The sequence below is a fragment of the Kribbella sp. NBC_01505 genome (genome assembly GCF_045040285.1).
Taxonomy (GTDB): Bacteria; Actinomycetota; Actinomycetes; order Propionibacteriales; family Kribbellaceae; genus Kribbella.
In genome coordinates this window covers 8892799-8904900 of record NZ_CP109425.1, presented here as the reverse complement: position 1 = coordinate 8904900, position 12102 = coordinate 8892799, and the positions used below count along the sequence as shown (strand labels likewise).

The window sequence follows — 12102 nt, the reverse complement described above, 5'->3', positions numbered from 1 at the left end:
TCAGCGCAGGCCGGTCCTCACCGCCGTTGTGCCATGGGCGGTGTCACAAGCGTCGTCAACTATTTGATGCACGGCAGGAGGCGGATGAACGGGTCGCTGGCCGCGTTCTTGTGGTGCCCGGTGCGTGGGGTGATGGTGTCGATGATCTGGCCGTCGGTGAAGGCGTCGCCGTGCCAGCGGAAGTGGGATTCCAGATCCTTGGGGGCTTTGGTCGCCCGGGATCCAAGCACGCTTGCCCGTCACCTGTTTTCCGATCATGCAACGTTGCGCGGGGTCTCAACGCACGATCGTGCAGTCACTGGCAACGAAGGCTGCCGGCCGAGATGCACGGTCGTGGACGACCTCGACGGCGCGCAACGGGCAAGCTGGGACGGAGTCGAACTTGATGACTGAGCCGACCGGTCAACGGATCAATGTCGCCGGGGGCTGAGGTACTGACCTTCGTCCTGCTGCCGAGTTCTATTCGTCAGCTCCTGCAGTGCGCGGCGCAAACTGGTCAGTGCGTCGGCAATCTCCGGCTGGGTGACGGTGAGGGCAGGGCGCCAGCGAATCTCTCTCTCACCGCTCGGCAGAAGCAGACATTTGTAGCGCTCACGCGTGATTCGCAGCAAGGTATCGCGCTGTTCACGGGATGCGACCGTGATCGCGCACAGCAGGCCTTGTCCGCGAGGGCGTGACAAGATCTGCGGAAACTCGCCGCCAAGACGCCGAAGTTCGGTCAGGAGATGAGATCCCAGATCGGCAGCACGCGCAAATAGACCTTCGGACTCGACGACCTCAGAGATCGTGAGTACGTCGTGATCGGCGCAAGGTAGCTCCATGGCGCTGAGGAACTGAGGTCGAAGGTGACGATCGCCTCCTTCGCCCTGGATCGGCTCGTAGACAAAGCATGCGATCTCGGACCCGTACCGATCGAGGAGTTCACGCGCTGTCCGAAGAGCGGCGAGTTCTTGTCCGAGAAGGTCGGGAGATTCCCATTCCTCGGCATAATATACAGCCGGACTGGGAACTCTTGGCCAGTCGAACGCCGGAAAGTCATCGGTCTTGATGGGCGAACGCTTCTCCCCAGGACCAGGCAAGCGCGTCCGATGGATCCGATCCTTCCCGACGGTCGCGCCGAAGGGAGGATCGCCATGCTGCCGGTGACAGTCGACCAGGCGGACGCTGCGGAACTTCAAGTCTGCGCGCGCGAGCTCCGCGTACCAGTCAATGTTGTGATGCTGGCGGAATGGGCGCGAGCTCTCGCCCGACCAGGCGGCAGGGATCCGGTGGCCATCGGTGTCCTCCGCAGCCTGCGCACCGCGGAGCACGCCAGAACATCCGGTTGTTTCATCAACTCCCTCCCGGTCTTCGTCCATGGCGGACCGGACACACCGTTGGCCGACTGCGTCGAGCAGTTGCGCGTCCAGCTCAAAGGCATCCGTAGGGTGCAGCAGTATCCGGTCGGGCTGCTGGCCCAGCACTTCTCCGGGGCAGGCGTCGCCCCTGGACGGCCGCCGTTCTTCGACGCTTCGTTCAACTACCTGCCGAGCGACGAATCCGCGTTCAGCTCGATGATCACAGGTCGTCAGGCCGGTCGCTGCGGCGCGACTTCGTCGGCAACCTGACTGCTACCAAGCAGCCGTCCAGAGGAGGATCGCCTTCATGACAGCCGTCATCTCGTTGTTGTTGCGCCAAGCGCGATGGGTCGTCGTACTGGCTGCGCTCGCGGGCCTGGTATCGGGCGCAGCGACCCTTGCGATCGTCACTGTGTTGCAGCATTCTCTCGCCGGCGACACCGATGCCGGATCGGTCGTCTCGTTCAGCGCAGCGACGATCGTCGTGCTCATCGCCGGTGCGGCGTCGGCGATTCTTTTGATTCGGCTCGCCCAGCAGACTGTGCACGCGATGCGGCTGGAGCTGTGTATCCGGATCGTCCACGCCGAACTGCGACAGGTCGAGCAACTCGGTCAAGGCAGACTTCTCGCCATGCTGTCGGACGACGTGACTGCGATCGCGGGCGCGGTCCAAACCGTACCGCTGCTGTTCGTCAACACGGCCATCGTCTGCGGCGCGTTGCTGTACGTCGGATTCATCTCGCCGATGATCATGCTGCTCCTGATCGTCGTACTCGCACTTGCGATCGGCCTCTACCTCATTCCGATGCGGAGTGCCAAGGGTCACCTGGCACAAGCCCGCGAGTATCAGGACGAGCAGCACGAACACCTGGCGAGTGTCACGGCCGGTAACAAGGAACTGAAGCTCAACGCCATCCGCGAGCGAATACTGCGTGGACAGCTGGACCAGGTCGGTCGCAACATCGTGCGCGAGTCGGTGCGTGGCGCGAGCCTCCAGACGATCGCAGGATCGTGGGGACAACTGCTGTTTCTGGCCATCATCGGAGTGATGCTCTTCGTGGGCCCACAGGTCGGTGTCAGCAAGGAGGACCTGGCCGGTTTCACGATCGCGTTCCTCTATCTCAACACACCATTGGTGACGCTGATCAACATCGTGCCAGTGCTGTCGCGAGCGGGCATCTCACTCGACAAGATCCGCTCGCTCGACCTACCGGCCGAACCGGAGACGGCGGCCGGCAACGCTGCCGAGCCCGACGGTTCAGGCGGGCTCCGACTGACCGGAGTCAGCTACGCCTACTCGCCGGAGCCTGGTTCGCGACCATTCACTGTCGGTCCTGTAGACCTCACCTTCCAGCCGGGGAGCATCACCTTCATTGTCGGTGGCAACGGCAGTGGCAAGACGACGCTGGGTAAGTTGATCTGCGGCCTCTACCATGCTGACGCAGGTGAGGTCTCACTTGGCGGTTCGGCCGGTGCGATCGATCCGACTGTCCTCCGCGAGCATGTCGGAGCCGTCTTCTCCGATGGCCACCTGTTCCCGACGATCGCCCGAGCGGATGGCCGGCGCGACCCGATCGCTCCGGACGAGTTGCTCGCCTCGCTCGGGCTGACCGATCGGGTCGAGCTGCACGGGGACGCGTTCTCGACACTGGCTTTGTCGACCGGGCAACGCAAGCGGCTGGCGCTGGCCACCGTCATCCTCGAGGATCGGCCGATACTGTTCCTGGACGAATGGGCGGCCGATCAGGACCCCGAGTTCCGCCAAGTCTTCTACACGACCCTCCTGCCTGCCTTGCGGGAGCGCGGCAAGCTGATCATCGCCATCACCCATGACGACCGGTACTTCGGCTGTGCCGATCAGGTCCTCAAGCTCGAGCGTGGAAACGTCGTCTACAGCGGCCCCGCCGAAGAGTTCGCTTCTCCGCTCCCGGGCAGCTCGGGCACCAGCCGGAACGTCCAATGACGATTCATTCCGAACAGCCGTGCACGCTCACTGCCTTGCGCCGCCAAGGCGACGATGAGCGTAAGGCGATCACGGGGGCAGATATCGAGCTTTCGTACGGCTACCTCCGCGCGGCCGGCTTGGACCTCGCTCAGGAGCTCGCCGAGCTCACCGGCTGTTCAGGTCCCGCGATGCGTAACGCTGGAAGAGCAAGGAGACAACTGCGACTCCGGCGGCGGAACCGATCAGCACAAGGAGGGCGCCGACCGCCCAGAGGCCGTCCGCGTCGCTAGCGGTAGCAGCATCAACGGCGAACGTCAGCGTCAATGTCAGCGGGATGGTGACGATCGCCAGCGGTGCCCTGCTCGCGCTACCGATGATTGCTGCCAGGATCGCGATGACGACCGCGAGGACAATGACCTGCCACGCTTCGTACGGTCCGGTCTCGTTGCCGGTCGCTGGGTCGAGGGTCTTTTCGGCGTGCCAGCCAAGCAACGCCAAGTACACGGCAGCGGCGGCGACGATCGCCGCCAGGGCCCAGACGGCGGTTCCAGCCGGAGTGCGAGTCTTTCCAGCGGCCATTGATCTACCTTCTGTCATTTCTCGAGCATAAAGATCCTCAGGAGCCGGCCGCCGCGACTCACTCACGCCGAGAGAAGTTGGCGGGTGGTCGGGTGGCCTTGTTGGTCGAGACGTACGAGTGTGTGCTTGTCCCATCGGTCGTCGGTGTGTGGATGGTCGGAACGCCAGTGGCAGCCGCGGCTGTCTTGGCGTGCGGTCGCCGCGGCGACGACGGCCCGCGCTACCGTCGCGAGCGGTCCGGTGCCCAAGGTGTCGAGCTCGTCCGCGGCGGCGTTCAGACCGGCGCCGTCGCGACGGATGCCGCCGTACCTGCTGAGGGTCGCGCGGATCCGCTCCGGCTGACGATCGTCGCCGAGCACGAGCTCACGGACGCGGCCGAAGTCCTTCGCGGGCAGGTCGAGGGTCAGAGCCGTTGCGACGCGTCGCCCGAAGACAAGTCCTTCCAGCAGGCTGTTCGAGGCGAGCCGGTTGGCGCCGTGGACGCCGGTCGCGGCGACCTCGCCCACTGCGTAGAGGCCGGGTACGTCGGTTGCGCCGTTGCGATCGGTTCGAACGCCACCGCACAGGAAGTGTTCGGCCGGAGCGACCGGGATCTGCTCGGACAACAGGTCGACGCCGATGCGTGCGCACGATGCCAGTACGGTCGGGAACCGCTTCCGGAGTACGTCCGGCGCGACAGCTGTCGCATCGAGCCAGACATGGTCCGATCCGTCGCGGCGCATCGTCGCCTCGATCGCCCGAGCGACGACGTCTCGCGGGGCGAGGTCGGCGCGCGGATGCCGTCCGGCCATGATCCGGCGGCCGTGAACGTCGCGCAGTACGGCGCCTTCGCCGCGGACAGCCTCGGTGACCAAGGGCAACTGGCCGCTGGTCGCACCGGTGTGGAGCGCGGTCGGGTGGAACTGGACGAACTCCATGTCCACCAGCGACGCGCCGGCTCGCAGGGCCAAGGCGATCCCGTCACCGCGCACGGTCGCGGGATTGGTGCTGGCCAGGTAGGCATTGCCGATACCGCCGGTGGCCAGTACGACGGCGCGCGCCTCGATCTGCCTGCGCTCGGTGCCCGTCTCGACGAGCACCCCGACCACCCTTCCGGACTCCGACTGAAGCAGACCGACGGTACGCCCGGTCACCGTCTGAACGCTGCTTCGCTGCAGGGCGCCGAGGAGTGCGCGATGAACCTCGGCACCGGTGGCGTCGCCGCCTGCGTGCACGATCCGGCGGCGACTGTGGCCGCCTTCCAGCGTCCTCGACAGCGAGCCGGCACCGTCACGGTCGAAGCGGGCCCCGTGAGCGATGAGTTCAGCAAGCCGCTGCGGTCCCTCCTCGACCAGCGCACGGACATTCCGGGGGTCGCAGAAACCGGCGCCTGCGACCTCGGTGTCGTGCGCGTGGTCGAGCGGATCGTCCTCGCCGTACGCGGCTGAGATGCCACCCTGCGCCCAGGGCGTGCTGCCGTCGCCGGCACTGAGCAGGATCACCTGACGGGTCGCCGCGAGACCTAGCGCGGCGGACATGCCCGCCACACCGGAGCCGATGACAACGACATCGGCCACGCGCGTCATCGAGTACCCGCAGGCTTGCCGATGGCAACCATTCGCTCGACCGAACGCCGGGCCCGCTCGGCGATCTCGGGCGGTAGCTGGATCTCGTCGCGTCCTTCGCGCAGACAGCGCAACAGCAGTTCCGGGGTGATCATCTTCATGAAGCGGCACGAGGCCTTCGGGTTCACCGGCACGAATGTCGTCCGCTGGTTGACCTTGCGTAGCTGATGGAGCATGCCGATCTCGGTCGCGACCAGAGCCGTCTTCGCCGTCAGGCCGCGGGCGGTCTCCAGCATGCCGGCGGTGGAGAGGATGTGGGTCCGGTCGGCCGGAAGATCACCCACGCCGGCGAGCCAGATAGCCGATGACGCGCAGCCGCACTCGGGGTGCACGAGAACCTCGGCCGCGGGATCGGCGGCCACCTGAGCGCGCAGGTCGGCCGCGCTGATGCCGGCATGCACATGGCACTCGCCCATCCACACCTCGATGTTGTCCCGGCCGGTCTGTCGCCGGACGTGTGCGCCGAGGAACTGGTCGGGCAGGAACAGGACCGGCTGATCCGCCGGAATCGAGTTCACCACCTCCACCGCGTTGGACGAGGTGCAGCAGATGTCGGCCTCGGCCTTCACCGCCGCGCTGGTGTTGACATAGGCAACGACAACCGCCCCGGGGTGTTCGGCCTTCCAGGCCCGTAACTGGTCGGCGTCGATGGTGTCCGCCAGTGAGCAGCCTGCCTTGGCCGTCGGGATCAGTACGGTCTTGCCGGGGCTCAGAAGTTTGGCCGTCTCGGCCATGAAGTGGACGCCGCAGAACACGATCGTGGACGCCTCGGTAGTGGCCGCGATGCGCGACAGTGCGAGTGAGTCGCCGACATGGTCGGCTACGTCCTGGATCGCCGGTTCCTGATAGTTGTGGGCGAGAATCACCGCGTCTCGCTCCTGGGCGAGGCGCCGTACCTCTTCCTGCCAGCTGGTAGTCACAACGGTCCTTCCTTCACGAGGTTTTCGCTTGACAAGCGATAACTGGGCATGGTGATGCCTTGACGAGCCCCGGTTCACCCGTGGCTGCGGGTCACCAGCAGGCTGATGTCGAGTGCGGTGGGGGAGTGGGTCAGGGCGCCGACCGAAACAGCATCGACGCCGGTGCCGGCGACATTCGCGATGGTGTCCAAGGTGATGTTGCCGGAGGCCTCGAGCCGGGTCGTGGACCCGGAGGTGTTGCGCAGCTCGACGATCAGGGCCATCTGCTCGACCGGCATATTGTCCAGCAGGATCCACTCGACCTGGCAGTCCAGCGCTTCGCGGGCCTCCTCGGCGGTGGTGACCTCGACCTCGATGGCCAAGGCGTCACCTTCCGCGGCCATGCCGTCCCGGACCCGGCGAACGGCCGGGAGGACGCCACCTGCCGCGGCGAGATGGTTCTCCTTGAGCAGCACCATGGCGGACAGGTCGAGCCGGTGGTTGGTCCCGCCGCCGCAACTCACGGCGTACTTGTCCATGGCCCGAAGGCCGGGTGCTGTCTTCCGGGTGTCGAGGAGCGCGACCGGGCGCTCACCGATCGCCGCGACGAACGCCGACGTGAGGGTCGCGATGCCCGACATCCGCTGGATGAAGTTCAGCGCCACCCGCTCGCCGGTGATGATCGATCGCGCCGCGCCGCTGATCCACGCCAGCGGCTGCCCCGGGACAACCGGATCACCGTCGGCAACAGCCGTTCGCACCTTCACGGTGGGATCGACGGCGGCGTACACCTCCTTCACGGCAGTCAGGCCGGCGACCCGACCGGCCTGCTTGGCGATCATCGTCGCCTCGGCCTCGAGCGCCTCCGGGACGCTCCATCGGGTGGTGACATCGTCTCCCGCGCGGTCCTCGAGCAGTGCGGCCGCCACCGCGGTCCAGACCGTCTCCGTCGTCAGTTGCATCTGCTGCCCGCTCCCTGTCATGTTTTCGCCTCCGAGGCGATAACTGAGTTGCACGCTACCATCGGCCTCGTGCCCACAGCCAAGAAAGGTGATCCGGTTAACTTCCCCAGCTACTCGCACGAGGTGCTCGCCGTGGTCATGTCCGTTCGCGACGGCAGGTTGTGCGTGCTGCTGTGGAAACGTGCACGCAGCCCGTTCCACGGCCGCTGGGCGCTTCCCGGCGGTGGTGTCGAGCCAACCGAGCGACTCCGGGACGCCATCACCGGGCACCTCGCGACGAAGGTCGACGTTCGCGACGTCGCGCACCTCGAACAGCTGGCCACGCACAGTGCGATCGATCGCGATCCGCGCGCCCGCGTGCTGGCGACGGCCTACCTGGGCCTGGTGCCGTCCGACGTACAGCCGAAGCTTCCGTCCGACACGCAGTGGCACCCCGTCGACGACCTGCCGCGGACCGCGTTCGACCACCACTACTTCATCGACGCCGCGGTCGCGCGGTTACGCGCGAAACTCTCCTACACGAACATCGGGTTCGCGCTGGCTCCGCTGGAGTTCACCATTGCGGAGCTCCGTGATCTGTTCGGTGCCGCACTCGGCTACGAGCTCGGAGCCACCAATCTCACCCGTGTTCTGACCCGCAGGCACGTGATCGAACCCACCGAACGCCGAGCCGGCCCCGGCCAGAGCGGGGGCCGTCCCGCGACCGTCTACAAGTTCGTCGCCCGCGAGCTGACCGTCACCGATCCGTTCGCAGTACTCCGCCCACCACGCTGACGCATGTCCTGCAGCGCGTCGTCGAACGGCTGGTTCAGGGTCGGTGCTCTCGTGCCAGATACGGAATGGTTTGTGGCCGTGACCGACTCTCTGCGCTGCGCCCTTATCGAAGGGCGACCAGTTCCTTGAGCAAGGCGGTCCTGATCGCCACGTCCTGCTGACCGGCGGCCGGGTTCCAGGGACACGAGATGTCCAGAGCGACCACGCGACCTGTCTGCAGCACGCGGTGTAGTGCTGCCAGGACGCTGTTCTTGGACGGCCCATCGGGGGCGGGGAACCGCATTCCGGGAAGTTCGTCGATGTCGATCACGTCGACATCGACGTGCAGGATGAGCGCTCCGCCCGGAAGTCCCGCGGGTAGGAGATCTTCGACGCTGTAGCGCTTCAGTTCGCTGGTGGACAGAAAGTCGGCTTCGGCAGGGTCCAGGTCGCGGGCATCGACCAGAACGGCCTGCTGCTCGGACAGTGGGCGCAGCCCCAGGGGTTCGGCGAGTCGCTCCGGGTGCCGGCCCATTGCCAAGCTGAGGGCCATGCCGCCGAGGTAGCCGGAGGTTGACGTCTGCAAGGTGTGTACGTCGCCGTGCGCGTCGAACCAAACGATGGAGGGATCCAGGCCGGCCCGTTGGGTGCCGACAATCGTTGCGAGCGCTACCAGGCAGTCTCCGGAGATCACAACAGGCATGACGTCCGGCCCGCTATGAGCGGCCACCGTCCGCGCGACCACGTCGTACAGCGTCGCCAGGCGCTGCCAGACACTCCCGTCGGGCAACGGGGCATCCACTGTCACGGTGGTCCCGTCGGGAGGCACCGGAATGCTCTCGTCGGGCAGACGTTCGTCCTGGTGATACGGCACCACGATGGTAGTCACAAGCTCAGGATAAGCGCTTCACCGCGGCGTGCTTTTCGGCGACGCCGGCGACCTGTTACCGGGTCTGGACGTCTGCGGGTGCTCGCGGCTACGGCTGGTTGTTCCGCTCTTCGTTGATCCGCAACGCTTCGGCCAGCTGGTCTTCCAAGATGATGATCCGGCAGGCGGCCTCGAGGCCGGTGCCCTGGTCGACGAGCTCGCGGGCGCGAGCGGCCAGGCGTAGCTGGTAGCGCGAGTAGCGGCGGTGACCGCCATCGGAGCGTTGCGGAGTGATCAGTTTCGCGTCGTCCAGGCTGCGCAGGAATCCCGGCGTGGTTCCGAGCATCTCCGCGGCGCGGCCCATCGTGAAGGCAGGGTAGTCATCGTCATCGAAATGGGCCGATCCGGCCGTCGTGCTTGAACTCAACAAAGTCTCCGTGTGCATTTCTGGGGTCATCGAACCTCCGTGCCGAAGGGCCCCGGTGCCGAAGCACCGGGGCCCAGAGGGGTTGTTGGATTGTCACCATCTACCGGCCGTGAGGCCGGCCTTGCCTGTCCACAGCGCGCCACGTGAAGGCCATCGCTGCAGGGATCGCTGAATGCGTAACCGAAGACCACCTTCCTTCTTGATGGAACCACGGCACCCGCCCGGCGAAGTACTGGCACTGGCGGGCGATCCGACGGCGTAATCCGATCCCTTCTCTCTCGAACAACAACTTGTACTACTACTTCAACTACGGACCACAAACTGCAACTGCGAGAACGGAACTGCAACCACAACTGCGGAACTGCTACTTCGTTCGTCAAGCCCGGAACCCCGATCGACCACTGGCTCCACAGACTCTGACCTCGGCGCGAAACCCGAGCCCTTTCACTGATCGGCCCGGCGGAGTCCGCCGTCGTACTTACTGCACAATCACACTCTTGGACAGGTCGTTAGCTGTCCACGTCAGCTTCGCTGTTCTTCTCTGTCAACACGAGGAACACTACACACGCCAGGGGGCAATGTCTAATCCCGCCACGATAGATATTGGAGGCGTCGTGAAGGAGCTTCTCCGGTGCCGCCCAGGAGGCTTTCGCGTAGTACTCGACGCTGAGCCCGGCGATCGTCGCGACCTCACTATCGCCGGTATTCGTTGGCTTCGGCGCCGAGGACGTTCAGGAGGGCCAGTGCCTCGGCGTCGCGGGAGCCGGCCGGGGCGCTGTAGAGGACCAGGTGCTGGTCGCGGTCGGTCAGGGCGAGCGAGTCGCAGTCGACGGTGACCTTGCCGACGACCGGGTGATGGAAGGACTTCGTCACCATTTGCGTCGCCTGTACGTCGTGCCGTTCCCAGAGTCTGGCGAACTCGGCACTGCCCGCCCTCAGCTCGTCGATCAGGCCGGTCACCGCGGGGTCGGACGGATAGCGGGTCAGCGTCGACCGGAGCTCCATCACGACGTTCTGCTTGAACTCGGTAGCGTCGGACACCCCGTAGAGCGGCGGGCCGTCATGCGGCGGCGCAAGGAAGGCGCGACGGGCGAGATTGCGATCCTTCGGGGCGAGCTCGCCGAAGTCCTCCATCAGCGCGGCCGCGAGATCGTTCCAGGCGAGCACCTCGAACACGGCTGACGTCACGAATCCGGCCGTCTGCGGCAACCGTTCGAGGAGGGTCAGGATGCTCGGGCGGACGTCGCGCCGATGCAGTCCGGTACGACTCGGCGCAGTACCGGCAAGCAGGTGAAGATGATCTGACTCCGCGTCCGTGAGTCGCAACGCTCCTGCGATCCCGGCCAGCACCTCACCGGATGGGCGTGGCGCCCGACCTTGCTCGAGGCGCACGTAGTACTCGGTGGAGATGTGCGCGAGAACCGCGACCTCCTCGCGACGAAGGCCAGGCGTCCGACGCCGCGCCCCTGACGGCAGCCCCACATCCTCCGGCCGCAACCGCTCGCGGCGACTCCGGAGAAACGCTCCGAGCTCCTGCTTGTCCATAACCTCAGTCTGCCCGGTATCCGCCGGCGGATCCTGGTACAGCCTGTGCCTGTATCCGCTCCGGAGATCATCCGACCCTGGTGCCATGACCCCGAACACCGACAACACATCCACCGACGGCACTCCTATCGGTCTGCTGGCCGGCAAGGTCGTACTCATCACCGGTGCCAGCCGCGGCATCGGAGCGGCCGCAGCCCGGCTCTTCGCCTCCGAGGGCGCCGCCGTCGTACTCGCCTCCCGCGGCACGGACGCTCTTCAACAGCTCGTCACCGAGATCCGGGCAGACGGCGGCGTCGCGGATGCCGTGACGATGGATCTCGCCGACCGTTCGAGCATTCGCGCAGCCGTCGACCGCGTCGACGAGTTGCACGGGCGGCTCGATGCCGCGTTCAACAACGGTGCCGCGATCCAGCGGCAGCCCGGCCCGCTCGACACGACCAGCGACGACGACATCGAGGAGCAGTTCGAGGTGAACTTCCGGGCGCACTGGACCGCGATGACGGCCGAGTACGAACTGATGCGGCGTGGCGGCGGCGGGGCGATCGTCAACACCTCGAGCATCGGCAGCCGCCGCGCCAACCCGGCGCTGCCCGCGTACGGCGCGATGAAGCGTGCCCTCAACAGCATCACCGAAACAGCCGCCGTCACCTGGGCACCGCAGGGCGTCCGCGTCAACGGCATCACTCCCGGCGGCACCGCAACGGAGATGATCGACACCTGGGAGGCAGCCACCCCAGGAGTCGTCGCCCGCATCAACGCAAGCACCCCACTAGGCCGGATGGCCGACCCCCGCGAAGTCGCCGAACTGGCCGCCTGGCTACTCAGCGACCGAGCCTCAGTAGTAACCGGCGCCATAATCCCCATCGACGGCGGCGCCGGCGCCTAGACAACCATCGCACCCTTGCCGGCACATAAAGAGGTGCGTTGGCGGCCTGCTGCCCTCCACTCTCAGTACCGGGCCTTGCGCAACGTGAGACAGTTGGCGTATACGCCCGCCCGCGCGGTCACATGCGCGGGCGCGCCTTCGTCCCGGAGCGGACGCAGCCTCATCCAGGCGCGTTTCACCGCTCCCGGTCAGTTCGCACTACTCCAGGCCCAGGACCGGGTACAAGCACCACCCCCACAAGGGAGATCTCTCATTACAGCATCTGCGCTCTCACCGATCCTGGCCGCCCCTCGCACC

Annotated in this window: 13 protein-coding genes; 4 read left to right on the top strand and 9 right to left on the bottom strand. The window is 66.2% G+C overall.

Going from position 1 to position 12102, the window contains the following annotated elements; all coding sequences use genetic code 11:
• Positions 1 to 59: 59 nt before the first annotated feature.
• Together OG474_RS41685 and OG474_RS41680 are read right to left on the bottom strand one after the other, a co-directional pair.
• Entirely contained in the window at positions 60 to 230 is a 171-nt protein-coding gene (locus tag OG474_RS41685; protein WP_405064692.1) for a hypothetical protein, read from the bottom strand.
• 180 nt (positions 231 to 410) lie between these two features.
• Positions 411 to 1079, bottom strand: a complete 669-nt coding sequence (locus OG474_RS41680; protein ID WP_405059193.1) for an aminotransferase class III-fold pyridoxal phosphate-dependent enzyme — start codon at positions 1077 to 1079, stop codon at positions 411 to 413.
• A 9-nt stretch (positions 1080 to 1088) separates the two neighbouring features.
• Here OG474_RS41680 and OG474_RS41675 point away from each other — a divergent pair, with 9 nt between their 5' ends.
• Together OG474_RS41675 and OG474_RS41670 are read left to right on the top strand one after the other, a co-directional pair.
• Complete coding sequence (locus tag OG474_RS41675) at positions 1089 to 1607, top strand: condensation domain-containing protein (RefSeq protein WP_405059192.1); 519 nt, start codon at positions 1089 to 1091, stop codon at positions 1605 to 1607.
• 37 nt (positions 1608 to 1644) lie between these two features.
• Positions 1645 to 3300, top strand: coding sequence for a cyclic peptide export ABC transporter (locus tag OG474_RS41670; protein ID WP_405059191.1), 1656 nt, complete (start codon positions 1645 to 1647; stop codon positions 3298 to 3300).
• Between the two features lie 147 nt (positions 3301 to 3447).
• On the opposite strand, the gene OG474_RS41665 is transcribed toward OG474_RS41670, so the two are convergent.
• From OG474_RS41665 to nadC, 4 genes are all read right to left on the bottom strand, one after another.
• Positions 3448 to 3879: a hypothetical protein gene (locus tag OG474_RS41665; protein WP_405059190.1), complete on the bottom strand. Its 432-nt coding sequence runs from the start codon at positions 3877 to 3879 to the stop codon at positions 3448 to 3450.
• A 44-nt stretch (positions 3880 to 3923) separates the two neighbouring features.
• Entirely contained in the window at positions 3924 to 5426 is a 1503-nt protein-coding gene (gene nadB / locus OG474_RS41660) for an L-aspartate oxidase (protein WP_405059189.1), read from the bottom strand.
• A complete protein-coding gene (gene nadA, locus OG474_RS41655) occupies positions 5423 to 6385 on the bottom strand; it encodes a quinolinate synthase NadA (protein ID WP_405059188.1) in 963 nt (320 codons plus the stop codon). The genes nadB and nadA overlap by 4 nt, the downstream gene beginning before the upstream one ends.
• Positions 6386 to 6459: 74 nt before the next feature.
• Positions 6460 to 7326: a carboxylating nicotinate-nucleotide diphosphorylase gene (nadC, locus tag OG474_RS41650; RefSeq protein WP_405059187.1), complete on the bottom strand. Its 867-nt coding sequence runs from the start codon at positions 7324 to 7326 to the stop codon at positions 6460 to 6462.
• Positions 7327 to 7395: 69 nt separating this feature from the next.
• Here nadC and OG474_RS41645 point away from each other — a divergent pair, with 69 nt between their 5' ends.
• Positions 7396 to 8100: an NUDIX hydrolase gene (locus OG474_RS41645; protein ID WP_405059186.1), complete on the top strand. Its 705-nt coding sequence runs from the start codon at positions 7396 to 7398 to the stop codon at positions 8098 to 8100.
• A gap of 103 nt (positions 8101 to 8203) precedes the next feature.
• Here OG474_RS41645 and OG474_RS41640 read toward each other — a convergent pair whose 3' ends face one another.
• The 3 genes from OG474_RS41640 to OG474_RS41630 form a co-directional block, all read right to left on the bottom strand.
• Positions 8204 to 8968, bottom strand: a complete 765-nt coding sequence (locus OG474_RS41640) for an arginase family protein (RefSeq protein ID WP_405059185.1) — start codon at positions 8966 to 8968, stop codon at positions 8204 to 8206.
• A gap of 88 nt (positions 8969 to 9056) precedes the next feature.
• A complete protein-coding gene (locus tag OG474_RS41635; RefSeq protein ID WP_405059184.1) occupies positions 9057 to 9374 on the bottom strand; it encodes a MerR family transcriptional regulator in 318 nt (105 codons plus the stop codon).
• A gap of 693 nt (positions 9375 to 10067) precedes the next feature.
• Positions 10068 to 10919, bottom strand: a complete 852-nt coding sequence (locus OG474_RS41630; protein WP_405059183.1) for a helix-turn-helix transcriptional regulator — start codon at positions 10917 to 10919, stop codon at positions 10068 to 10070.
• Positions 10920 to 11004: 85 nt separating this feature from the next.
• Here OG474_RS41630 and OG474_RS41625 point away from each other — a divergent pair, with 85 nt between their 5' ends.
• Positions 11005 to 11805 carry an SDR family NAD(P)-dependent oxidoreductase gene (locus tag OG474_RS41625; protein ID WP_405059182.1) on the top strand — a complete coding sequence of 267 codons (801 nt, stop codon included), beginning with the start codon at positions 11005 to 11007 and terminating at the stop codon, positions 11803 to 11805.
• Positions 11806 to 12102 lie beyond the last annotated feature (297 nt).